The organism is Dactylosporangium sp. NPDC051541 (genome assembly GCF_044454505.1).
Lineage (GTDB): Bacteria > Actinomycetota > Actinomycetes > Mycobacteriales > Micromonosporaceae > Dactylosporangium.
Window position 1 is genome coordinate 73,388 of record NZ_JBITDU010000020.1, and the last position, 22,586, is coordinate 95,973.

Annotated in this window: 16 protein-coding genes; 5 read left to right on the forward strand and 11 right to left on the reverse strand. The window is 69.1% G+C overall.

Annotation, left to right across the window (positions count from 1 at the left end; all coding sequences use genetic code 11):
* Nucleotides 1–137: 137 nt before the first annotated feature.
* Together ACIA8L_RS48860 and ACIA8L_RS48865 are read right to left on the reverse strand one after the other, a co-directional pair.
* Nucleotides 138–4,916, reverse strand: a complete 4,779-nt coding sequence (locus tag ACIA8L_RS48860) for a hypothetical protein (protein WP_395915964.1) — start codon at nucleotides 4,914–4,916, stop codon at nucleotides 138–140.
* 169 nt (nucleotides 4,917–5,085) lie between these two features.
* Nucleotides 5,086–6,519, reverse strand: coding sequence for an NlpC/P60 family protein (locus ACIA8L_RS48865; protein WP_395915966.1), 1,434 nt, complete (start codon nucleotides 6,517–6,519; stop codon nucleotides 5,086–5,088).
* A 338-nt stretch (nucleotides 6,520–6,857) separates the two neighbouring features.
* On the opposite strand from ACIA8L_RS48865, the gene mqnE reads away from it, so the two are divergent.
* Entirely contained in the window at nucleotides 6,858–8,027 is a 1,170-nt protein-coding gene (gene mqnE, locus ACIA8L_RS48870) for an aminofutalosine synthase MqnE (RefSeq protein ID WP_395915968.1), read from the forward strand.
* 3 nt (nucleotides 8,028–8,030) lie between these two features.
* Here the strand turns inward: mqnE and ACIA8L_RS48875 are convergent, their stop codons facing one another.
* Entirely contained in the window at nucleotides 8,031–8,987 is a 957-nt protein-coding gene (locus ACIA8L_RS48875; RefSeq protein WP_395915970.1) for an FAD-dependent oxidoreductase, read from the reverse strand.
* Nucleotides 8,988–9,017: 30 nt separating this feature from the next.
* Here ACIA8L_RS48875 and ACIA8L_RS48880 point away from each other — a divergent pair, with 30 nt between their 5' ends.
* Together ACIA8L_RS48880 and ACIA8L_RS48885 are read left to right on the forward strand one after the other, a co-directional pair.
* On the forward strand, nucleotides 9,018–10,076 hold the full coding sequence (locus ACIA8L_RS48880) for an SCO2521 family protein (protein WP_395915972.1): 1,059 nt from the start codon (nucleotides 9,018–9,020) through the stop codon (nucleotides 10,074–10,076).
* Nucleotides 10,073–11,101, forward strand: a complete 1,029-nt coding sequence (locus ACIA8L_RS48885; RefSeq protein ID WP_395915974.1) for a phosphatidylserine/phosphatidylglycerophosphate/cardiolipin synthase family protein — start codon at nucleotides 10,073–10,075, stop codon at nucleotides 11,099–11,101. Before ACIA8L_RS48880 ends, ACIA8L_RS48885 begins: the two co-directional genes overlap by 4 nt.
* A 37-nt stretch (nucleotides 11,102–11,138) precedes the next feature.
* Here ACIA8L_RS48885 and ACIA8L_RS48890 read toward each other — a convergent pair whose 3' ends face one another.
* The 6 genes from ACIA8L_RS48890 to ACIA8L_RS48915 all read right to left on the reverse strand — a co-directional run bounded on the left by ACIA8L_RS48890 (nucleotide 11,139) and on the right by ACIA8L_RS48915 (nucleotide 17,966).
* Nucleotides 11,139–11,474, reverse strand: coding sequence for a hypothetical protein (locus tag ACIA8L_RS48890; protein ID WP_395915976.1), 336 nt, complete (start codon nucleotides 11,472–11,474; stop codon nucleotides 11,139–11,141).
* Between the two features lie 639 nt (nucleotides 11,475–12,113).
* A complete protein-coding gene (locus ACIA8L_RS48895) occupies nucleotides 12,114–13,064 on the reverse strand; it encodes an SCO2522 family protein (RefSeq protein WP_395915978.1) in 951 nt (316 codons plus the stop codon).
* On the reverse strand, nucleotides 13,061–13,978 hold the full coding sequence (locus ACIA8L_RS48900) for an SCO2523 family variant P-loop protein (RefSeq protein WP_395915980.1): 918 nt from the start codon (nucleotides 13,976–13,978) through the stop codon (nucleotides 13,061–13,063). Before ACIA8L_RS48900 ends, ACIA8L_RS48895 begins: the two co-directional genes overlap by 4 nt.
* A gap of 2 nt (nucleotides 13,979–13,980) precedes the next feature.
* Entirely contained in the window at nucleotides 13,981–15,810 is a 1,830-nt protein-coding gene (locus ACIA8L_RS48905; RefSeq protein WP_395915981.1) for an SCO2524 family protein, read from the reverse strand.
* A gap of 18 nt (nucleotides 15,811–15,828) precedes the next feature.
* A complete protein-coding gene (locus ACIA8L_RS48910; RefSeq protein ID WP_395915983.1) occupies nucleotides 15,829–16,620 on the reverse strand; it encodes an SCO2525 family SAM-dependent methyltransferase in 792 nt (263 codons plus the stop codon).
* Between the two features lie 404 nt (nucleotides 16,621–17,024).
* A complete protein-coding gene (locus tag ACIA8L_RS48915) occupies nucleotides 17,025–17,966 on the reverse strand; it encodes a hypothetical protein (protein ID WP_395915984.1) in 942 nt (313 codons plus the stop codon).
* A 94-nt stretch (nucleotides 17,967–18,060) separates the two neighbouring features.
* Between ACIA8L_RS48915 and ACIA8L_RS48920 the strand changes: the two genes are divergently transcribed.
* Together ACIA8L_RS48920 and ACIA8L_RS48925 are read left to right on the forward strand one after the other, a co-directional pair.
* A complete protein-coding gene (locus ACIA8L_RS48920) occupies nucleotides 18,061–18,342 on the forward strand; it encodes a DUF4229 domain-containing protein (RefSeq protein WP_395915986.1) in 282 nt (93 codons plus the stop codon).
* Between the two features lie 47 nt (nucleotides 18,343–18,389).
* Nucleotides 18,390–19,679: a M14 family metallopeptidase gene (locus tag ACIA8L_RS48925; protein ID WP_395915988.1), complete on the forward strand. Its 1,290-nt coding sequence runs from the start codon at nucleotides 18,390–18,392 to the stop codon at nucleotides 19,677–19,679.
* Here the strand turns inward: ACIA8L_RS48925 and ACIA8L_RS48930 are convergent.
* Both ACIA8L_RS48930 and ACIA8L_RS48935 read right to left on the reverse strand, forming a co-directional pair.
* Nucleotides 19,657–20,409: a VOC family protein gene (locus ACIA8L_RS48930; protein WP_395915990.1), complete on the reverse strand. Its 753-nt coding sequence runs from the start codon at nucleotides 20,407–20,409 to the stop codon at nucleotides 19,657–19,659. The two genes, ACIA8L_RS48925 and ACIA8L_RS48930, sit on opposite strands and share 23 nt — an antisense overlap.
* A 106-nt stretch (nucleotides 20,410–20,515) precedes the next feature.
* Entirely contained in the window at nucleotides 20,516–22,480 is a 1,965-nt protein-coding gene (locus tag ACIA8L_RS48935; RefSeq protein WP_395916103.1) for a HelD family protein, read from the reverse strand.
* Nucleotides 22,481–22,586 lie beyond the last annotated feature (106 nt).

Here is a 22,586-nt window from a genome sequence, read left to right on the forward strand (position 1 = left end):
GAAACCAGGCTCTACTTCCGTGGGCGATTCGAAGACTGAGGGATACGTGCTCGGGTCAGCGAGGAGCAAGGGAGCTGGGACCTTCCGATTGGAGAACGGTTAAGAGTATCCGATCCCAATGGGAAGGTCCCAATCCGTTATTTCGAACCGGGGATGTTACCGAAAACACTTTGGATGAAGTTGTGTGCGAGTGTCACGGCGAAGTACCCGCCGACCAGCAGTACCACCACCATCACAGCGATGATGATCATCACCCGTCGGGTGCCGTTCTGGCGGGGCGCCGCGTCGTCGTCTTCGTCATCCGACTCCACCGCGCCCTGACTCAGGATGTGCCCGGTGAGTGACCCGGAGTTCTCGAGCGGACTACCCCCGTCGGTGGCCGGAAGGGGCGTCGGTTGCACGCCGTCCTTCCCGCCGTACACGGTGCCGACGGAGGCCCGCTCGTTCCGGGCCCACTTCCCGTAGCTGCTCTCGGCTTCGGCCTCGTCCCTGTCCACCGGAGTCTCGGCCGGAGACTCCTCGACGGACTCGGGCGGTGCCGCGGCCTCGTCTTCCTCCGCTAATTCGCCCTCCTCAGGCGGCGGGTTGGCCGGGGGCTGCTGGTGCTCCGGCCCGTGGTGCGGAGGGTTTCCGCCGGACGGATAGACGTTGCCCGGCCCTCGATTGGCCGGCGGCGGATACCCGGGTGGCGTTGGCCAATGCTGCGGGGGTACCTCATGTTCGTCGCTCTCCGTTCCAGGAGCGCCCGGCTGCCCCGGCGGCGGCGCCCACGCGGGCGGCTGCCCCCAGCCTTGCTGCGGCTGTTGTTGCTGCGGCGGGGCGGGCGGTGCGGATTGAGGCGGGTTCCAGCCGGGCTGCTGCTGATACCCGGGCTGCTGGGGCGACCCGTACTGCGGCGGCTGCCACGCCGGCGGCTGCGGCGCGGGCGGCCCCGACTGCGGCGGGTTCCACCCGGACTGCTGCGCGGGCGGTGCGGACTGGGGCGCGTTCCACCCGGGCTGCTGCGCGGGCGGTGCGGACTGGGGTGCGTTCCACCCGGGCTGCTGCGCCGGGGGTGCGGACTGGGGCGCGTTCCACCCGGGCTGCTGGGCCGGCGGTGCTGATTGCGGTGCGTTCCAGCCCGGCTGCTGCCAGCCCTGGGGCGGCGGCTGCGGAGGACGCCAGCCCGGCTGGCCCGGCTGCGGGGGCTGGCCCTGGTAGCCCGGCTGCCCGGGCGGCGGCTGCCAGCCCTGGACGGGCGGCGGCGGCTGGGCCTGCGAGTTCCAGCCCGGCTGCGGCGGGTGCTGCGGCGGCTGCCAACCCGGCTGGCCCGGCTGCTGGCCGGGGTGTCCCGGCTGGGCGCCCTGCTGCCACTGCGGAGGCGGCGGCTGGTGCGGCGGCTGCTGCCCGGGGGGCGGGCCCCAGCCCTGCTGACCGGGCGGCGGAGCGACGTAGCCGGGGCGGTTCCAACCCTGCTGCACGTGCGGTGGGGCGGACTGGTCGCCGGACCCGCCGTCGTTGTGGCCCCACGGGTGCTCCGCGGACGGGGTCGTGTATGCGGGGGCCTGGTCGTTGCCGGGCTTGTCCTCGGTGGGGAGCGGCGGGGGCTCCTCGGCGGCCAGGAACGGGGAGCTGGAGGCCGGGGGTGGGGTGCGGCTCTGGTCGTTGCCGCCGAAGGGGGCGGCCGGGTTGTAGTCCGGGACGCCGTACGCGGGCTGGGTGCCCGGGCCCGGGCCGAACGACGAGGCCGGGCTCGAATCGGGGACGCCGTAGGCCGGTGCGCCGCCCGAGGCCGGTGCGCTGGTGCCGCCGAACGACGGGCCCGGCTGAGCGTCGGGCACGCCGTATGACGGAGCGCCTGAGGCCGGGGCGTTGGTGCCGCCGAACGACGGGCCTGGCTGAGCGTCGGGCACGCCGTATGACGGGACGCCCGAGGAGGGCACGCCGGAGGACGGTGCGTTGGTGGCGCCGAAGGGGGCGGCGGGCTGGGAGTCCGGGATGCCGTACGCCGGGGGCTCCGGGAGCGGCGGCGGCGTGTAGACCGGCGGGGCCGGCGGTTCTGGAGGGGTCGGGAGGCCGAGGGCGCTCGGGCTGCCCAAGTCTCCCGGGTAGCCCTGCGCGCCTGGATAGCCCTGAGCGCCTGGATAGCCCTGCGCACCTGGGTAGCCCTGTGCGCCTGGGTAGCCCTGTGCGCCTGGGTAGCCCTGTGCGCCTGGGTAGCCCGGGGCCCCGGGGTAGGCGGGAGGTTCTTGGGCCTGGAACGGGCCGGGCTGGAACGGGGCCGGGCCCGGGAACGGTGGCTGGGGGAAGGGGCCCGGCTGCGGGGTTGGCTCCGGCTGGGGGAAGGGGGCCGGTTCGGGCGCGGGCGGGTATGGCGTCGGGATGGGCTCCGGGGTCGGGGCCGGCGGGAACGGGGTGGGTTCGGGCTGGGGTACCGGCTCCGGGCTCGGGAACGGCGACGGGGTCGGGCCTGGGAGCGGCTCGGCCGGGTCGCCCTCGCCGGGGGCGTCGTTCTGGGGAGTGTCCTCGGTGGCGGCGCCGCCCCGGTAGACGGTTGGGGCGGCGGCTCGGGCGGCCTGCGCGGCCTCTTCGGCGCTCACCGTGTGCAGGCCCGGTACCGATGCGCTGGCCCGGGCGCCTGCGGCTGTGGCACCTGCGGCACCGGCCACTGCGGCACCGCCTGCTGCTGCTCCGGCTGCGGCCGCGCCGGCGAATCCGGCACCGGCGAATGGCGGGTCGGCAAACGGGGCGTCGGCATTGGGCTCGTTGCCGGCGATGCCGTCGCGTTGCGGCTGGTCACCAAACGCGGGCTGGTCACCAAACGCGGGCTGCTTACTGGACGCGGGCTGCGCGCTGAACGCGGGTTGCGCGCCGAAGGCGGGCTGGTCACCAAACGCGGGCTGTTCACTGGACGCGGGTTGCGCGCCGAAGGCGGGCTGGTCACCAAACGCGGGCTGTTCACTGGACGCGGGCTGCGCGCTGAACGCGGGTTGCGCGCCGAAGGCGGGCGGCTCGCCAAACGCGGGCTGCTCACTGGACGCGGGCTGCGCGCCGAAGACGGGGGGTTCGCCGAAGGAAGGGCGATCGCCGAAGCCCGGACGATCATCTAGGCCGGGGCGGTCGTCGAGGCGGGGGCGGTCACCCAAGCCGGGGCGGTCGCCGGTGGGGCTGTCGGTGCTGCTGGCGAAGACGGATCCGCCGCTGACCGGGGCGTCGCTCGTGCCTGGTGCGTCGGCGGATGCGGCGGCCGGCTCCGGCACCGCGGGGGGCTGCGGGGGGCGCTGGGCCGCGAACGGGTGGACGGCGGGGGCGGGCTCGGCGGCCTGGCCGTATGCCGGTGCTTGCGCGGCCGGCTGGGACCACGCGGGTCCGGGCTCGCCGGGCGGCGTGTAGGCGGGCGGGTCGTAGGCCGGGGCTGAGTCGCCGGATTGGCCGTATGCGGGTGCGGGACTCGCGGGCTGGCCGTATGCGGGGGCCGGGTCGGCGGGCTGGTCCGCGGCGGCCGGGGACTGGGGCTCGGGGGCCTTCCACGGCTTGGCGAACGCGTCCCACGACGACTCCATCGGGGCCCGTGGGGTCCGGAGGCGGCTCGGGAGCGGTGGGGGCTCCTCCGCTGGGGGCGATGAGGTCGGGGCGGCGGGTTCGGCGGAGGCGCTCGACGGCTGGTATGCGGGGGGCTCCTCCGACACATCCGGCGTCCGCGGCGCGCCGAAGGTCGGCGGCGTGTATGGCGCGGGGGCGTCCAGCGGCGACGGTGTGTATGGCGCGGGCTCGTCGGAGGCGGCGGGCTGGCCGTACGACGGGGGCGTGTATGGGGCCGGGGCGTCAAGCGGCGACGGCGTATAGGGCGCATACGGCGCGGGCTCGTCGGAGGCGGCGGGCTGGCTGTACGACGGGGGCGTGTATGGAGCTGGGGCGTCCAGTTCGGACGGCTGGTAGGCGGCCGGGGGGAGGTCCAGCGGGGCTGAGTCCGGGTCGGCGGCGGTTGAGGAGTAGGTGCCGGCTCGGTATACGCCCGCCTGGTAGGTGCCGGGCTCGTGGCGAGGCTCACCGCGACCTTGACCGGCGTCCGCTTCCGGAGCGGCTGTGCCGGCTACTGTTGCGCGGCCCATGACCGGGATGATCGGGGACTGTTCGTCCGATACCGGGTCAGATGCCGACGCTTCCGGCGCTTCGGCGATGTCGGCCGAGTCGAACTCGTGGGCGGCGCGGCCGAAGCCCTCCAGCGGTGCCGGGCCGAACGGGGCGGCGAGGCCGTCTGACGGCTCGTCGGCGGCGCTGGGTTCGAGGGCGGCCGGCGGTGGTGGAGTCGGGTCGGTCGGGGGTGGGCCGTAGACGCCGGGGGACGGGTTGAGGTTTGGGAGCTGGAACGCCGGGGAGTCGTGCACCGCGGCCGCGATCACGTCGGAGTCCGGCTCGCGGGACAGCGTCGGCGGGAGCGGGGGTGCGGACGTCGGCGCCGGCGGTGGTGGGGGAGTCGCGGCCGGCGGCGGGGGTGTGGGCGTTTGGGGCGTGTCGGCGGCTCCAGGCTGTACCCCCGCGAAAGGCTCTGCGGTTGGCACAGAGAAAGGCGAAGGAGCGGGCGCGTCCGAGGTATCGGCGAAGGCGGCCATCATCGCGGCCAGCTCCGGGTCGTCGTCTTCGGGCGCGGAGCCGGATTCGAAGGGGTTGCCGCCCGGCCAGAGGGCGCCGTCCACCGGGGTCGGCGGGGGCTCGAAGGCCTGGTCCGGCAGCTCCTCGTCGGACGGCTCCGGCGGGAGCTCCGCGCCGACCGGTGGCGGGGGCGGCAGCGGTGGCAGGTCGGCGCTGTCCTCGGGCGCCGACGTGGGTGCGGCCGGTGCCGGGGCTCCGGTCGGCGAGGGTGGCGGATAGCCGTACGACGGGCCGCCGCCTGGCGCCTCGCCGCGTGTGCCGTCCCGCGTGTCCCGATCGTCCATCGCTGCCTCCATGAACCGGTGCCCTCGACAGGCGTCATTGCGTGCCCGACGGGCTCCCCCGTCCGTCAGTCAACGGGTCCACGGTGCCACATCGAGTCACGCAGTGCTGGATCGGAGTCCGTCGGGTTTTGGATCACATTCCGCGCTCAGCTGATCACAGAAATTGTGCTCAGCCTCCGGCGGCGCTCGATGACGTGGTGGCCTGCGTGCTCGCGCCCGCCTGCACCGACTTGGTCGCGGCCGGCTTGGACGCCAGCTTCGACGGGGTCGGCGCCGGCGACGACGGCGGCTGTGACGACGGCGGCGGCGAGGTGGTCTTCGACGGCGTCGGCGAGGTGCTGGTGGGCGGCGGCGACGTGGTGTTGGACGGGGTCGGCGAGGTGGTCTTCGACGGCGTCGGCGACGTGGTCGTCGGCGGCTTGGTCGTGGTGCCGCCACCGCCGGGGTTGACGACGATCGGCGGGAGCGTCGTCGCGCCGCCTGGGCCCGGGATCGCGTCGAAGATCCGGGTCGCGCCGTAGAGCCGCGACCAGCGGACCTCGGCGATCTTGACCTTCTGGCCGCTCGTCGGGGCGTTGACCATCTTGCCGCCGCCGACGTAGATGCCCATGTGGTAGATCGTGCGCCAGTCGCTCATGTCGGTGGCGAAGTAGACGAGGTCGCCGGGCAGGAGCTGGTCGCCGGGGCTGTTGACGCTCGGGCGGATGGCGTGGGTGCCGTGGTACATGTCGGCGGCGACGCGCGGGACGTGGACGCCGACCTTGCCGTAGGCCCAGTAGGCCAGGCCCGAGCAGTCGAAGGTGTCGGGGCCCTCGTCGCCCCAGACGTACCAGGAGACGTTGACCTTGCTCAGTGCGTAGTTGAGCGCCTGGATGGCCCGGGGGTCGGCCTTCATCCCGTTGATCGTCGGGTTGTCGGCCAGGTTGGGGCTCAGGGACTGCTCGGCCGCGTCCTGCTCGGCCTCGAGCTGCAGGACCAGCGTCTCGTTCTCGGCGCGCAGCTTGACGTAGGCCGCGTTCTGGGTCTGGAACTCGGTGTCGACCGGCGTGTAGACGTCCTGGGCGGACTGCATCGCCTGCTGGGCGGCCTGCAGCTCCTGGCGGGCGGCCGACTCGGCCTGCTGGGCCTTGAGCAGGTCGCGGGCCGCTTCCTCACCGTTGGGCTGGCCACCGGAGCCCGGCGCGATCAGCCCGAGGCCGTGCAGGTCGTTGGCGTATCCGTCCAGCGGCCCCAGGCCGGTCGCGCGCTTGTAAGCCTCGGCCGCGGCGTCGTCGGCCTTCTGCTGCTGCTCCTGGACCCGCTGGGTCGCTTCGGAGAGCTTGAGCTCGGCGTCGGCGAGGGCGTTGCGGGCGGTGTCGACCTCCGTGGAGGCCTTGTTGCGTTTCTCACCGAGCTGGGCGACGGTCAGGCCGAGCGCGGTGAGCTCGGCCGCCTTGGGGCCGCGCTCGGTGGTGGTCGTGGCCGGCGGGGCGGTCGTCGCGCCGGAGCCCGGCAGCGTGAGCTCACCCGAGGCGACCGGGCGGGAGCCGGTGTCGGGGATGTCACTGCCCGGGTCGGCGTAGGCCGGCCGCGTGATGAGCGAGCACAGCAGGGTGCAGACCACGACGGCGGTGCCGAGAGGTCCGCGTCCAGCTCGCCGGTTGATTCGCGGTCGTCGATGGACCGGGGCCGGAGCCGGCTCCGCCTCAGCCACAAACGCCGAGCTCTCGCCCGGGTACGCCGCCCTCAACACCAGGCCGCTCATCGCCACCGTCCCCAGTCGGTTAGCCATGCCAATGGTCGATCGCTGCCGATCGATCAGTCGGTCTGCCGCCCGACCGTGTTTCCTGACACTTTTTCTTACCCCACGAAGGCAACGTGCGTCGAGGGCTGATCAATGTCACGTTCCTCGTCCGCAGGTGAATGCGAAGGGAACGGCCGGGCCGACGTAGGCTGGCGGGCGTGGATGCTGGGTTGAAGCGGGAACTCGAAGCCAAGGTCGCCGCCGGTGAGCGGCTGAGCCGGGAGGACGGGGTCGCCCTCTACGAGTGCGATGACCTCGTGTGGCTCGGTGGCCTGGCGCACCAGGTGCGCACCGAGAAGAACGGCGACCGGGTGATGTTCAACGTCAACCGGCATCTCAACCTGACGAACGTCTGCTCGGCCAGCTGCGCTTACTGTTCATTCCAGCGCAAACCGGGCGAGAAGGACGCATACACCATGCGCATCCACGAAGCCGTCGCGAAGGCCAAGGAGATGGAGGACGAGCAGCTCACAGAGCTGCACATCGTCAACGGCCTGCACCCGACGCTGCCGTGGAAGTACTACCCGAAGGTCCTGCGCGAGCTGAAGAGCGCGCTGCCCAACGTCAAGCTCAAGGCGTTCACGGCGACCGAGATCCAGTGGTTCGAGAAGATCTCCGGCCTGCCCGCCGACGCGATCTTCGACGAGCTGATCGACGCCGGTCTGGAGTCACTGACCGGCGGCGGCGCGGAGATCTTCGACTGGGAGGTCCGCCAGCACATCGTCGACCACGCCACCCACTGGGAGGACTGGTCCCGCATCCACCGCCTGGCGCACAGCAAGGGCCTGCGGACGCCTTCGACGATGCTGTACGGCCACATCGAAGAGCCCCGCCACCGCGTCGACCACGTCATGCGCCTGCGTGAGCTGCAGGACGAGACCGGCGGCTTCACGGTCTTCATCCCGCTGCGCTACCAGCACGACTTCGTCGACTCCGCCGATGGCAAGATCCGCAATCGCCTCCAAGCCCGCACGAAGATGGCCTCGCCGGCCGAGAGCCTCAAGGTCTTCGCCGTGTCCCGGCTAATGTTCGACAACGTGCCCCACGTGAAGTGCTTCTGGGTCATGCACGGCCTGTCGGTCGCCCAGCTCTCCCTCAACTTCGGCGTCGACGACCTGGACGGCTCGGTGGTCGAATACAAGATCACGCACGACGCCGACAGCTACGGCACGCCCAACACCATGCACCGCGAGGACCTGCTGCACCTGATCTGGGACGCGGGCTTCCAGCCGGTAGAGCGCAACACGAAGTACGAGGTCGTGCGCGAGTACGACAAGCCGACCCCGCTCGCCGAGCGCCGCTCGCAGCCCCAGCAGGTCTGGGCCTGACCCTCAGCCGATCTCCCGCACCAACTCCACGACGTCGTCGGCGCACCCCCAGGAAACGGTGACGCCAGCGCCGCCGTGCCCGTAGTTGTGCACTATGTGCACACCGTCGGCGGTCAGTTCCCGCTCGAGCCGAATCCGCGGCCGCGCGGGCCGCAGTCCAACCCGGTGCTCGAGTACCGGCAGCCCGCGCACGCGGCCATCGATCTGGGCACATCGGTCAATGATTCTTTCCGCGGCGACCGGATCCGGCGTGGTGTCGGCTACCCGGGGCCGGATGGTTCCACCGAGGACCAGCAGATCTCCGTGTGGCAGCAGATACGTCGGCTCCGGTGTTTCATCGTGATCCGCAAAAAACTGATCAAGGCCCGGATTTGGTACTACCACAAGCTGGCCGCGCACAGGAAAGAGCGCCGTATCGCCGGTGAGTGGCCCGGCTCCCAATCCGGTGCAGTTGACAACGGGCCGACCCGCCGCAAGATCGGCGTCGAGCGCGGCAACCTCGCGTATCTTGATCGCGATTCCAAGATCGGCCATCTGGGCCTGCAGGAACTTGAGATAGGCCGGCATGTCGACCAGCGGTGCCTGGTACCACCACCCGTTGCTGAATTCTCCGAGTTCTTCTCGCTTCGCGATCCGAAAACCCGGCAGTGGCGGCGCCCATGTTGGCACGGGTGCGGGTTCGCGGGCCGCCTCGAGGCCGAGGGTGAGGCGGACGCCGGTCGGCGAGTGCTCCTGGGCCAGCTCGTCGAGCTTGTGGAAGGTGCGCAGGCTCCAGTGCAGGATGCGCTGGTCATCAGCGAGATAGGGGCCCCAGAGGGCCCCAGCGGCGCACGAGGTGGTCTGATCCGGGTCGTCCCGGGTGACGACCTCGACCGTGAATCCAGACTCCGCTAGACGAATGGCCGAGGTCATTCCGGATACGCCCGCGCCTACGACCAGCACGGATCGATGCGGAGACATGTAAAGACAGTAAGCCAAACGAGTCATCAAGTGAATACGGGCAGTTGCATAGATCGGGATGATGCGATGGAATCAAAATTCGCGCAGCCGCACGCCGCGCGCAGGGGGAGGAAGGATATGTCCGAAGCGCCTCTTCTTGCGATGGGCGAAGTCCATACCGCGCTGCTGCAGAGTTCTCAGGCCGTTCCCCTGAATCTTGCGGCCGGTCTGGTCGGCCAGCCCGGTGGTGAACAAGTTCGCGTTTACCACCGCCCGATCGCGCACGCGGGCTCACCCGACGTATTGACCGGCATCGACTGCCGGTTGCCGACCCGGACCGGAACCAAAAGCCGAGGTGTCGGTACCGTCGCCGCGCGCGTCTCGATCACCGGCGGTCACCTGCTGCAGAGCACGGCCCGGATCCGGATCTCGACCGGTCCCCAGAACCGGCGGCTGGGCTGGTCGCACTACCTCACCCGGCCCGGCCACGTGGAGCTGGTCGGCAAGGGCGACGCCCAGGACCTGGCCGACGGGTTTACCGCCGAGGAGCGCGATCCGCAGACGCTCGACCTGGGGTCGGTCGCGGCGCGACTGCTCAACGCGGTGCAGCGCTCCGATCGGCTCGACCGCCGGGCACCCCTGAAGGCGGCCCGGACAACCCTGCGCTGGGTCGCGCTGCCCGCCGCCGATCCGTCCGAGGTCGGCGGACAGTTCGCCATCGAGCGGGGCGGCCAGCGAACGCTGGTCGTCCGCTGCGACCCCGCCGACCTCGGCGTGGTCGGCGACTTCTGCGACGACGTCGCACTGCACGACTGGCTGCTGGCGACCCTGCTGCACCTGGTCGAGGACGGCCGCAACGCCGCCTCGGACGACTTGGCGCGCATCGCCCGGGTCCGGCCCGCCGTCGAGCATCTGCTGCACCTGTGGATGCCGCGGGCCCGGCTGACCGATGCGGTCTCACAACTGTGGCGCGGCCTGGACGACCGTCCGGGAATGACACGGCAATGGCGCTCTTGTGTCGACCGCATCAGGGATCAGCTCACGCTCGGCACCCTGGCGCAACTCGCCGGACGGGCCGGGCCGGAGCCACAGGGGGAGGGCAGCACATGACCCAGGGGGAGTCGCGGCGCGATTACGAGCCCGCGCAATCGCCGCGGGTGGTCAGAAAACTCGCCGCATCGGTCGCGATCGGCGTCTTCGTCTACCTCGTGACCAACGTCTGGATCACGCATATCGACGAGACCCAGATCTGGGTGATCACACTGTCGCTGCTGATCGGCGCCGTGGTGTTCCTCACTCAGTTCCTTCACGACATGGACAGCCGCATGGGCTCGGTGGAGCGGGCCGAGGCCAAGCACGCCCAAGTCATCGAGAGCCTGGTCGACGACCGGCTGACCCGCATCAGCGACGAGGTCACCCGTGGCTTCACCAAAATCAACGAGGCGACGGAGCTGTTCGGGCTGGTCGAGGCGTCCGCACTGCGCACCGACGCGATGACCCAGCTGGTGCGGCACGCCACCCAGATCCCGTCCGACGCTCCGGCGCTTGTCCACAGCTTCGCGCAGGCCGAGATCGGCCGCACCTCCGAGTTCCTCAAGGAGCTCAGCGAGGGCAGCAACGTGATCTACGAGGGCGAGGACCGCGACTGGATGCTCGCCCTCGCCCGCAACACCCGCCACAGCATCGACGCGACGAGCCTCACGACGGTCGACGCCCGCGGGACCGGCTTCGTCGACGGCGGGCTCTGGAGCAGCGATCTCGGCCAGCGCTATCTCGAGGTGCAGCGCGACGCGATCCAGCGCAAGGTGCGGGTCCGCCGCGTCTTCATCATGGACCGGGCCACTCTGGCCGGCGATCCGATGTTCCTCGAGGTCTGCAAGCTACAGACGGACCTCGGCATCGAGGTCCGGGTCCTGGACACGTCCGCCATTCCCGGCACCCGGCGAAGCTCGCTGTTCGACTTCATCCTGTTCGACGACACCGTCAGCTACGAGACGACCCCGGCCTCGAGCATCGACGGCTCGGTGCGCCCAGCGATCGTCAACACCCGCCTGGAGCTGCGGGCGTCACGGGTCCGCGACCGCATCGACCGGTTCCAGGACCTGTGGACACACGCCCGCAACGTCGACGGATGATGTCGAACTTCTCGATAGGTGGCCCGCCGAGACGCGATTAAGGCTGGTTGCGCCGGTTGTACCTGTCAAGTGCATAAACCAGGCCGGTGGTAGCGAGGATGATCCCGGTGACGTAGGCCGTGGGCTCGCCGAGTGCGGCCAGGACGATTGTGGTGGCGAGCGTGGCCAGCACGGCGATCAGCGCATAGCTGTTCCCGCTCCGACCGGCGTTGCCGATTTCCGTGGGAGGTCTCTGCGGCTGGGCCGGTGACACCTCGTCGGACGGGACGACTTCAGCGGCATCGCTGTGATCGGAACCGGTAGCTGCGGCGCTCTTCGTTCGCTGGCCAGGCAGCCGCCAAGCTCGTCTACGGCTCTGTACGCTCTCAGGCACGCGGTCACACTCCGGCTCAAGTCAAGGATGTCCGTGTAGCGGCGGGCTGTCGGTTGCCGCCGACGCCCGCCGCGTTGCCAAGGTTCGTGGTCGTAGAGCCCGGCTATCAGGCCAACTACGTGGAGCGGCGGCGATCTAACCACGCTGGTCGCCACTGCCGCTCTGTAACCGATCTACGTTGCGCTTGCTTCCGATAGCTCAATCAACGATTGCGGCCTCGGAGCGATGCAGATCGTAAGACCAAGAGGTTATGGGTGTGTCGGGCGCCGACTCTCGATCAATCGATCAAGATTGCCTTATGCCTGGTTATGTGCCCTGCGGGGCGATAGCGCCCAAGAAAAATTCACCCTTTCGGACAGGCTCGGGTGTTCACGATTTGTAAATTCGGGCACTCGACCTTGTCAAACGGCGTTCGAACGTTTGATGGCAGGAGGCCGTCGTTACCGAACGAATACACAGGTCAGACGGCTCAATAACGGTCCTGATCGCGATTGGCGCCGCCTCTTATACACCATGAGCCACCCGACTCAGTATTGCGGCGAGCGGGAGTCAAATATGCCTATAATTACCAATAAATTGTCATGAATAGGACGAACATATAAGTTGGAGCTGTCTAGATGAGGCGCGCTGTGCCGACGTTCAGACGAACAGGTAGCGGATCCGGTCGCGAATCTCGATCGGCAGGTCCAGCTTCTCGGCCGCGGCGCGCTTGATGATCGTCTCGTTGACGAGCGGGTCGACCACGATCTGGCCGAGGATCGTGCGGACGGCGTGCTCGGTGGGCAGGAACCGCCCGCCGAGCACTGACATCGTCCGGTAGGCGCTGAACGGCTGAGCCCGGGGGTTGAGCCGCATGACCGTCGGCAGCTCGGCCCAGTCCTCGGGCCACGGACCCTCCCAGTCCCGCGGCTGAGCGACGGCGGCACCGTCGTGGCGAAGGGCGCCCAGGCGCAGCAGCTGCCAGATCGAGGCCAGGTAGGCGCACGACCACTTGCCCTTGCCGCGCAGCTCGACGTCGACGAAGACTGAGTGCCGCAGCGTCCCGTTCTCGATCGGCGGTTCCCATTGCCGCAGCGAGGCCATCGCCGCCCCCGGCTGCGCCGCGGTGACGCCACTGCGCTGGCCGTTGCTCAGCCAGCCGCTCTCCTTGGCCGGTGGGCGCGAGCCGTTTGTGTCGGGCGGCGGGTCGGCCACGATCCGTTCGTTGACCAGCTCGGCCAGCGCGATGCCGTCCGCCTCCGCGCAGCCCGACTCCCGCGCGAGGTAGTCGATTTCCAGGCCGGCCTCCTCGGCCGCGACCAGCACCGGCGGCAGTACGTCGCGCGGGGAGAGCGTCGGGCCGAAGTAGTCGTCCATGAGGAAGCACGTGCTGATCCGTGGCCGCCGCTCGCCCAGCTCCTCGAGCAGTGCGGCGCGGATCGCCGAAATCCAAGGGGCGATCTGGCGGAAGTACCGCGCGAGCCGTCCCTCGTCACCCTGAAAGTCCTCGAAGTACAGGTGGCCAAGCTCGATGCTCACGTGGGAGAGCGCCACCGAGGCCGGTCGGGGCTCCGCGCTCGCCTCCCGGAACGCCGTGCCGGCGCGGGTCACAGAGCCTCCCAGGCCCGATCATCGTGGAGCTTCGCGGCGAGGTCCTTGAACGCGTCGATGGTCTCCTGGTTGGCGGTGCGGCGCTGCCGGACGTCGTAGTCCGAGATCAGCTGCTCGCGGAACTGCAGCAGCGGCTCCAGCGGCACGCTGCCGAGCAGCGAGGTGCGGCCGAGGCCGAGCCGTCCGGCCAGAGTCTGCAGCGAGTTGTTGCAGTTCTCCAGCCATGCGAGCTGCTCCGGCCGCAGCCCGGACAGCGACGCCGAGCTGGGCTGCACCACGGCGGTGCGGATGAACCGGATCGAGCGGCGCAGCTCGCTCTCATCGTGGTCCTGGGCCTTGCCGGCGGACAGGATGCCCCGGTCACCGAAGACAAGGTTGTGCGCCGCCCGGATGTGCTGGTGGGTCCAGCGATGAAAGACGAGCCAGCGATAGGTGACGTGCTGCAGCTGCTGGGCGGCGGTGGCGGCCAGGACCGTCTCGACCGCGTACGACCGGCCGGCGCTCAGATCGACGAGTACCACATCGAACTGCTCCTCCAACGAGAGGAACAGATCGGCGCAGCGGTCGACGGTGTCGTCCGATGTGGAGAACTCGCCGCCGTCCCGGTCGCCGGGGTAGAGCTCCAGCCGCCCCGACCCGGGTGGCTGCCGGCGCAGCGTGTCACCCTCGGACTCGGCCCACACGTCGACCGAGAAGGGGTTGTCGGTGCGGCCTTGCAGGTAGGAGTGCAGTCCGGTGCCGGGCAGGCCGGTGACCAGCTTCTCGATCTGGAACACGGTGCCGGCGGTCGGCGACCCGAAGTCGAAGTCCAGGTAGCAGACATCACGGCCGTTGAGCGCGGTCCGGTAGACAATATTGCTGCTGGTCACCGAGCGCCCGGTGCCACCTTTGTCGGAGACGGCGAAGACCAGCATGCTCAGAACACCTCGGCGCCATCGAGGCGGGCGGCCGAGATGCGATCGAGCGTCACCAGGACCTGCTCGGCCAACGACTTCGCAGTGCCGGGCCGCCGTGCGACCAGCTCATTGGCCCGCCGCAGTGTCTCCTCGACGTCCTGCAACTCCAGGTGCATCGACGGACCCGCGTCGACAACCCGGATCAGCTCGCGGTCGAAGACGTGGTCGGCCTCGGCCAACAGGTGCTTGGCCTGCTCGATGAGCTCCGGGCTGGGCAGCGGATCGCTGCGGATCAGGGCGATGGCGGAGACCACGCAGTTGACCACGCGTTCGGTGTAGTACCAGGACGGACGCGGATCCGACGCGGACAGGCCGGGGAAGATCGCCTCCGGTCGATCCCACAGGCCGCCCAGGCGCCGCGGGCGCAGATGCTGCTCCCAAACGTTGTCGGCCAGCTCCGTGAGGTCCGCGCGGGTCTGGACGGTGCCGGCGAGCAGGGCCGTGCGCAGGATCTGCCGCAGCAGCTGGGTGGAGAAGTCCGTCAGCAGCCACTGCAGCCGGGGCCCAGCCCCGACCAGCTCGCTGCCCTCGAGCTGGAACGCGTAGCCGGGGCTGTGCAGCCGGATCGCCGGGTCCTGGGCGGTGGTCGGGCGCCGGGTGATCCGGGCCCGCTGGGCCAGCTCCTGCAGCACCGCCGCGACCCGGGCGGTGTCGCCCTCGGACGTCGGGTTATTGGTCAGGTCGAGCGCCACGATCGAGGCGACGAGCAGGCTCAGGTAGTCCGAGGAACTGCCGTCGGTGGTGGTCCAGGGAATGTCCTCCAACGGCCAGCGGCCGTCGCCGAAGCGGGCCAGCCGCGACCAGTACGAAAGCGTCAGGTCGAAACGCACCTGCAGCGCCCGGGCGAGGCGGTTCTGCTCCTCGTCGAGGAGCGTGAGCATGCGGGTGCGGCGGGAGAACAGATGCTGGATGGCGTCCAGGGCCACGACCGTGAAGTACAGGTAGGGGGCCTGCTGCGCGTGTCCCGGCGGCTGCAGGATGGTCGAGTGGACCGGAGTCTCAACCGGCGGCGACTCCACGGTGACACCCCATGACCAGCCACACTCGAAGAGCTTGTTGGTGTTGGCCAACTCGTTGGAGATGGCGATGCCGATGGTCATGTCGCGCAGACCGGCCCGGATGTCCGCGAGGCCGGTGCGGAACGCCTCCCGGATCCGGCTCGGCGGCTGGCTGCCCTGGTTGATGGTCAAGATCAGCAGCTTGCCCTCGTCGACGTCGGCGTCCACGACGTTGATGGCGAAGCCGCGCAGGAGGCCAACCATCGCTGCGGTGAGCCGCCGGTTGGCCTGGGTCTCGACGAACTCGATCTCCTTGAGCACCTCGGCCCGGCCGATCGACCGGCGATAGACCCGGACGAAACCGATGATGGCCAAACTCAACCGGATGGAGATCGCGTAGGAGTCGACCACGTCGATCAGCCGCTGGTCCTCAACGGGCTGCAGGCCATCGACCGCCGTGAAGTAGGAACCGCCGCTGAATGTCGGCCGGCCTTCCTCATCGGAGTAGGTCGTCAGATAGTCCCGCATGATGCGCAGCAGCTTCAGCGGGATCTCGATGTTGTCGCCCAGTTGCCGCAGCGCCTTCGCGAGATCGTCCGCCGTCTGATCAGGCTGGTCAATGCCGAACGCGTCGTCGCTGGTGGCCGGCCCGAGCAGGCACAACAACTGCTCGGCGTCGGAGATCGAATTGCGATCGACGCGTCCGCCCCAGACCCAGCTTTGCTTCGGATAGGAGTACTCAGCGACCGCTCGCCAGGTTTCGATGAGCTGTCGCCTCGGCTGGATCCTCATGGGCCTCCCGCCCTTTGCTCAGCGCTTGGCTTTCCCGGCTCGTCCGAGTGCGAGGATCATGCCTCGGTAGTCGCTGCGGAGGAGCTCACCAGAGAATATCGTTTGAACGTCGACCGCATCAACGTGGCGTTCCAGCGCATGCCGAACATCGGCCTCCGTCACTGGCACGGCGGGGAAGCGGATGCCCCCGTTCAAGTAGCCGCGAGACTCCTTCATGAATGCGGCCGCGAACGGCGCACCGGGGCGCAGGGCTCCCACGAAACGCTCGATCGCAAGGTTGAACTCGCGCTTCTGAGTAGTGATCGACTCCGCGACGTAGAACATCACCCCGAGATTCCACCGCCGGCGCGGGAGCTGGAAGATGTTGCCCATCTTCACGGTCGCCATTTTTGCGACCGCTTCCCGCGGTGAGATGTCCCGGTAGATCGGGTCCTTCGGGGCGAGCTGATGCCAGTAGGGCTCCCACAGCTCGGAGAAGTGCTCCACCTGGGTGTTCAGCCACTCGCGGTTGGATCGGCTCCACTCGTGCAACTCGATCTCGTCACAGAACGGAAGCATCGCCAAGGTCGGGTACAAGTTGGCGCCCGGTCCGACGTCGATGCCAATCCCGCCGACCGGGCCGATCTCAACGAAGAAATCTCGCACCCGCTGTAGGATTATCAAGTCGTCGCGGAAGGGGTGGAGGTAGTTGTCGGCAACGTATTGCTTTGGATCGAATTGATCCCAGGCATACGCGTCGTTACCCCCACCGTCAAGCACTGGATCGATGAAAGATGTGCTTGGACCAGCGGCGAACGACGGCGTGGACATGGCGGAGCTCCTCAAGATCGGCTCCAGCGGCGATCCGTAGGGGTAGCTCGCTTGAGCATAACTCGGCGTGACAAGGTCATGCCGCCCCGTTGTTCGAAAGCCGGCACATGCCCCATCCATGTCCGCAACGATCCTGGCGCGCGGGCGATGCGATCGTAGTGGTGAATCGCGGCATCGGTGTTACCGGGGCTTAAGCCGAGCTTCTGCTTCTGCTGGACTCCACGCACCATCCCTGGCGGAGGACTTGCGCCAAGAAAACTTTTGACCGTTCGGGTGAGCCCGAATGTGCGTCATGTGCAAACTACGGCATACGCCAACCGTCGTGACGGGCCGCCATCAGGGCGTTTACGCTCCGTATATCTTAACACCCGGATGCCGAGATAATCCGGGTTCCGACCAATGTCTTACGGTTGCGAGAGCCATTGCTGATCGACTTCGTGGGCGGACAGCCACCAGCTCTCGAAGTTGTCGAGCCGGCGTTGGACGGCCTCCGGCCTGAGTCGTAGTTGCGGGGTCGGGGACAACGTGGCATCCCCGCTGACCGTTTGCTGCTGCGGAAACTCCGCACACACCTGATCGTCGAAGACGATGAACTCAAGGAGGCCGCTGCTCGGTAGCGCATCGAGGATGCGGACCTCGATCAGGGCGGCGATGTTGCGGCGGACGATTGCGCGAATCTGATCGTCGTTGCGCCAGTCGGCGCCGACGATGAACAGGCGCTGGACCTTCACCTGCCGTCGCTGGATGGCGGCACGCTGCAGCTGAAGGTACGTCTCCGCGAGCTGGCTGCACCAGAATTTGTGGTCCACGGAGAGCTTGCCCACCATCGTGGTGGCCTTGATGCTCGTCTGCGCTTGGAGGGTCAGCAGCAACATCCAGTCCACCTCGTCTCCTGGGTGGTCCGCTACCCGTTGATGCGCGAGTTGCCGCAGTACGTCGGATTGGTGCAGCAGCAAGTCGTCTACGAAGCGGGTGAGGATCGGGCTGCCCAACTCGGCAACCTGGGTAGCGCTCTTCACCAGGTCAATGGCGGTCTCGGTGCGGAGGCCGCCGGACTCGATGCGGCCGAAGAGCTCGGTGGCCTCGTTGATCATGTAGAAACGACGGTCGATCTGGCTGACTCGTCCGTCGAACTCGATGAGGAACTGGACGACCAGGGAGATGCCGCCGATGAAGACGGCCATGGTCAGAGCCCAGATCAGTGGCTGCCGGGCCAGCGACGTGAGTAGGTAGCCGAGGCCGGCGGAAGCGAGCGTGATCAACGATTTTCTGAGTAGATTGCTGCCCATGTGCGCGGTCTCCATCGTCGGCGGGCTTTCATGCTTGCGGACGACGGTTGGGCGCACATAGAGCCTCGTGGGTGCTTGAGTAGTGACTGATCGTACTGGTGGTAACCGCGAACGGTGGAAGGGTTCCGGGCGGGTCTAGGGTGGAAGCACCATGTCACCGTTTTTGAAGTACACGCTCGCCCGGCTGGGGTTGTTTGGGCTGGCCGCGCTGATCATGCTCACGCTGCCCATCGACATCAGCGTGTTGCTCAAGCTCATGATCGCTGTGCTGGTCTCCGCCGTCTTGGCGTTCTTCCTGCTCAAGGGGTTGCGGGACGAGGCTTCCGTGTCGGCCGTGGGGATGGCTGAGCGGCGGGCGGAAAAGCGGGAACGGCTGCGTGCCGCCCTCAACGGGGATGATGATGGGGGCGAGGGCGCCACCAAATCGGACTAGAACCCATTTACACCTTGGATGGCGCTTAACCACCCAGGGGGAATTTTATGGGACGCAAGTTCGGGTCGATGGTGGCGTTCGCGACAGTGGCGGTGGTGACCCTCGGTGTGGTCAGCCAAGCGTCGGCGAGTCCGACAAGTCCGAAATATCAGCAAAAATCGGCGAGCTACACCGTCGACGGCGCGCGCACGCAGGCTGACCGCAACCGGGTCGGCTCGACCGGGGCCAGCATCGACAGCGTCGAAGGGGCGCGGCTCGACGTCACGGCCACGGCGGTCGAGGCCATGAAGATCGAGCGGCTCGGATACAAGGTCACCCAGCAGCGCACCGAAGGGTTCCCGGCCGCCGACTCCGGCTATCACGACTACACCGAAATGCAGGCCGAGCTGGAGAAAGCCGCCAAGGCCTACCCGAAGATCATGCAGAAGCTCAGCCTCGGCAAGTCGTACGAGGGCCGGGACATGCCGCTGATCAAGATCTCGGACAACGTGGCGAAGGACGAGAACGAGCCCGAGATCCTGTACGACGCCCACCAGCACGCCCGCGAACACCTCACCGTCGAGATGGCGCTGTACCTGGTGAAGATGTACACGGAGGGGTACGGCAAGGACCCCCGCATCACCAAGCTCGTCGACAGCCGCGAGATCTGGATCGTGCCGGACATGAACCCGGACGGCGGCGAGTACGACCTCAGCGGCGGCAAGTATCACAACTGGCGCAAGAACCGGCAGCCCGTCGGCAACGGGGGCGTCAAGGGCGTCGACCTGAACCGCAACTGGGGCTACAAGTTCGCCTGCTGCGACGGCTCCTCGCCGGTCACGACGTCGGAGACCTACCACGGCCCGTCGGCGTTCTCCGCGCCCGAGACCCAGCGCCTGCGCGACTTCGTGCTGAGCCGGCGGGTCAACGGCGTCCAGCAGATCAAGGCGAGCATCGACTTCCACACGTACTCCGAGCTGGTCCTCTGGCCGTACGGGTACACAACGCAGACGACCGCCGCCGGGCTCAACGGCGACCAGCAGAAGACGTTCGCCACGCTCGGCAAGACGTTCGCCAAGAGCAACGGCTACACGCCGGAGCAGTCCAGCAGCCTGTACATCACCGACGGCTCGATCATCGACTGGCTGTGGGCGAACCAGGGCGTGTGGGCGTTCACCTTCGAGATGTACCCGACGACACCGGGCAAGGGCGGCTTCTACCCGCCGGCGAGCGTCATCGACCGCGAGACGGCGCGCAACAAGGACGCGAGCCTGACCCTGGCCGAGTACGCCGACTGCGCCTACCGGGCCATCAAGAAAGAGAACCAGTACTGCGCTACATCGCCCAGTCCTCGGTGAACTCGATGACCGCGAAGTGGCCGCCCGTCGGGTCGGCCAGGCGCGCGTAGTACCCGGCCGACGCCGGTTGTGGACCACGGGCCACCGAGCCGCCCAGCTCGGTGGCCCGTTCGCATGCGGCAACGATGTCCGCGACCATGAACGCGACCGTCCAGTGGTCGGGCACGCCGGCCGGGAACCGCTCGTCGATCGGCACCAGGCCGCCGACGGTGTCGTTGTGGTGGTGGAACTCGAAGTACGGCTGGCCCTCGCTGTCGGCCTCGATCGTGTGCCAGCCGAAGACCTCCTTGTAGAAGGCGCCGGTCCGGTCGAGGTCGCGGGTGGCCAGCTCGTACCAGCAGATGGCGCCCGGCTCGTAGGAGACCTGCGCGCCGACGAACCGGCTGCGCAGCCAGGTGCCGAAGAGTGCTCCGCCGGTGTCGGAGAAGACGGCGGTGGTACCGAGGTCACGCACGCTGGTCGGCGCGAGGCGCACGGCGCCACCGGAGCGTTCGACGGTCGCGGCGGTGCCGGCCGGGTCGTCGGTGCTGACCGAGATCAGCCACGCGCCGCTGCTGCCGGCCCGCCCCTCGCGCAGCCCGGCCGCGGCCCGCTCGCCGAGCGTGAAGTGCCCGTCGGCGTTGCGGCCCCAGCCGAACAGCGCGCCGTAGAAGCGTTCGGCCGCGGCCACGTCCGGGCTGACCAGCTCCGCCCAGCACGGCGTGCCCGGTGCGTAACCCCGCACTCGCATTTCGTTACCTCCGGTAATCGCGCAGACGGCGATCCTTCCATCTTCCTGTTCGGGCGACACAGGCCCCCTGGGGCGAGACCTGATCGGCCGGCGGCGGCTTCGGGGGTCAGGACAGTCCCTGGAGCGCGTCTGGCAGAGGGTGCGAATGCAGGACGTCGAGCCGGGAAACGGCCCGGGTCAGCACGACGAACAGCCGGTTGAGACCGCGCGGCTCGGCGGCCACGATGTCGGCCGGCTCGACCACGATCACGTGGTCGTACTCGAGGCCCTTGGCCAGGCTCGCCGGCAGCACGACGATCCGCTCGCCGTCCTCGAGTCCGGCCTCTCGCAGCGCCTCGGTGAGGCGATCGACGGCCGCGTCGGCGGCGATCACACCGACCGAGCCCGGATGGTTCAACGCGGCCCGAGTCTTTTCGACAACTGCAAAAGCGACATCTTCCACGGTACTGACAGTGAGTGCACCATCCGTCCGCAGCGATCGGGCCTCAGGCACGTCCACCCCGAGCGCGGGCAGCAGCCGGTTGGCCAAGGCCACGACGGCCGCGGGCACCCGGAAGCCGGTGGTCAGCGGCACCACCCGGGCCGCGGGCTTGCCGAGGTGGGCCAGCAGCACCCGCCAGTCGCGGGCCGCCCACGGCGCCGTGCCCTGTGCGAGGTCGCCGAGCAGCGTGATCGAGCCGTGCTCGCTGCGCCGCGCGATGACCCGGGCCTGCATCGGCGAGAGGTCCTGGGCCTCGTCCACCACCACGTGCCCGAACGACGTCACCCGGTCGATCAGCCCGGCGGCCTCGTCGATGAGCACCGCGTCGGCCGCGCTCCACTTCGCCGACTTCGCGCTCTTGGGCGGCTTGGCCCAGGCGATCGCCTGCCGCTCGTCGTCGTCGAGCCGCTCACCGGCGGGGTCGCTGAGCACCTCGAACACCAGCTGCTCGGGGGTCATCGCGGGCCACACCCGATCGAGGACCGCGACCACCGGGGCGGCCTTGCCCATCCGCCGCTGCCAGCCCTCGCTCGGCGAGTCGCCGCGCCGGGCCTCCGACTGCAGCATCAGCAGCGACACGATCCGGGCCCGGACCCGCTCCCGCCCGATCCCGTACGGTGGCGCCTCCCGCCGCACGTCGTCGACGATCCGGCGGAGCGCCTCGACCGAGATCCTCCAGCGATACGAGCCGTCCGACACCTGCAGCGGCTCGTCCGGGCGCTCGATCTTGGACAGCAGACGCTGTTGCAGTACCCCCGCCATCTTGTCGTCGTTCTTGACCGCCGCCGCCGCTTCGGAATCGATCGATCTGATCGGCGTGCTCAGGAGGCCCTCGATGGTCGACTGTCGGACCTCGAGCTCGCCGAGGGTCGGCAGCACGCTGGCGATGTACTGCAGGAACGCCGAGTTGGGCCCCACGATGAGCACGCCGGCCCGGCGCAGCCGCTCCCGGTGCAGATACAGCAGGTACGCGGCCCGGTGCAGCCCGACCGCCGTCTTCCCCGTCCCGGGCGCCCCTTGGACACAGATCGACTCGTCGAGCTCGGCCCGCACCAGCGCGTCCTGCTCGGGCTGGATCGTGGCGACGATGTCGCGCATCGGCCCGACGCGCGGCCGCTCGATCTCGTCGAGCAGGATCTGGCTGGTCCCCTGCTCCTCGCCCCGGTTCAGGTGCTCGTCCTCGAAGCTGGTGAGCTCCCCCTTGACGAACCCGAACCGCCGCCGCACCTCCACGTCCTGCGGGTCGACGGCGCTGGCCTGGTAGAACTTCCGGCTCAGCGGCGCCCGCCAGTCGAGCACCATCGGCTCCCCGACGGCGTCCGTGACGTGACGGCGGCCCACGTGATACCGGTGCTCGTCGATGTCCAGGCGCCCGAAGAACAGCGGCGTGTCCGGGTTGTCGGCCAGGTCGGCGATCCGCCGGGCGAGATGCCGGCCGAGGGTCTCGGCCGCGAACGGGTCGCCGGCCACCTGATCGCCGCTGGCGAAAAGGTCCTCGGCGTGCTCCCGCATGCGCTTGAGCGCCAGCCGGGACGCGGTGAGATGCGCTCGCTCTTGGGCGAGCTCGGTTTCGAGTGCGGGCACGGTGATCCTTAGATCGCATTCGGCTCGCTCGCGTATCCGGGCATGGCGTTTTCCAGGCCGCCCGGCGCGTGGAGACGTCCGCTGCGGTGCCTACCTCACCGCGGCCGTCAAG

What these genes read in the sequence shown, in the direction of transcription:
- ACIA8L_RS48860 (WP_395915964.1), bottom strand. Translation starts at nt 4,916, where the DNA reads ATGGACGATCGGGACACGCGGGACGGCACACGCGGCGAGGCGCCAGGC.
- ACIA8L_RS48875 (WP_395915970.1), bottom strand. Translation starts at nt 8,987, where the DNA reads ATGTCTCCGCATCGATCCGTGCTGGTCGTAGGCGCGGGCGTATCCGGA.
- ACIA8L_RS48885 (WP_395915974.1), top strand. Translation starts at nt 10,073, where the DNA reads ATGACCCAGGGGGAGTCGCGGCGCGATTACGAGCCCGCGCAATCGCCG.
- ACIA8L_RS48900 (WP_395915980.1), bottom strand. Translation starts at nt 13,978, where the DNA reads ATGCTGGTCTTCGCCGTCTCCGACAAAGGTGGCACCGGGCGCTCGGTG.
- ACIA8L_RS48905 (WP_395915981.1), bottom strand. Translation starts at nt 15,810, where the DNA reads ATGAGGATCCAGCCGAGGCGACAGCTCATCGAAACCTGGCGAGCGGTC.
- ACIA8L_RS48910 (WP_395915983.1), bottom strand. Translation starts at nt 16,620, where the DNA reads ATGTCCACGCCGTCGTTCGCCGCTGGTCCAAGCACATCTTTCATCGAT.
- ACIA8L_RS48920 (WP_395915986.1), top strand. Translation starts at nt 18,061, where the DNA reads ATGTCACCGTTTTTGAAGTACACGCTCGCCCGGCTGGGGTTGTTTGGG.
- ACIA8L_RS48925 (WP_395915988.1), top strand. Translation starts at nt 18,390, where the DNA reads ATGGGACGCAAGTTCGGGTCGATGGTGGCGTTCGCGACAGTGGCGGTG.
- ACIA8L_RS48930 (WP_395915990.1), bottom strand. Translation starts at nt 20,409, where the DNA reads ATGCGAGTGCGGGGTTACGCACCGGGCACGCCGTGCTGGGCGGAGCTG.